The sequence below is a fragment of the Mesorhizobium sp. Arg314 genome (genome assembly GCF_053714275.1).
The window spans coordinates 1-348 of the sequence record NZ_JBSKBP010000292.1; the positions used below are offsets into that span (position 1 = coordinate 1).

Below are 348 nucleotides of genomic sequence, written 5' to 3' on the forward strand. Positions count from 1 at the left end.
TGGCAGGGCCTGTTCCAGCATGGCCGTCTTCAGGCTGGGCAGAGCGTGCTTGCGCATGGCGCGGCCGGCGCCGTCGGTTCGGTCGTGACGCAGCTTGCACGAGAGGCGGGAGCCTATGTCATCGGCACCGGACGCGCCGCCGACCGACAGAAGGCGCTCGACTTCGGCGCAAATGATTTCGTCGACCTTGGGAACGACAGCCTGGAAGACATCGGCAGCATCGATCTGGTGTTCGATGTCATCGGTGGCGATGTTCAGAAGCGGTCCGCATCGCTGATCCGGGCCGGAGGAACGCTTGTGACAGCCGTCGGACCGACGGATATTCGACCTGCAGATGGCCTGGCGGTC

1 protein-coding gene is annotated in these 348 nt (G+C 64.7%); it reads left to right on the plus strand.

Annotation, left to right across the window (positions count from 1 at the left end):
- Positions 1–348, plus strand: a 348-nt coding sequence (locus ACWGS9_RS35550) for a zinc-binding dehydrogenase (protein WP_454509526.1), incomplete at both ends; no start/stop codon positions are given.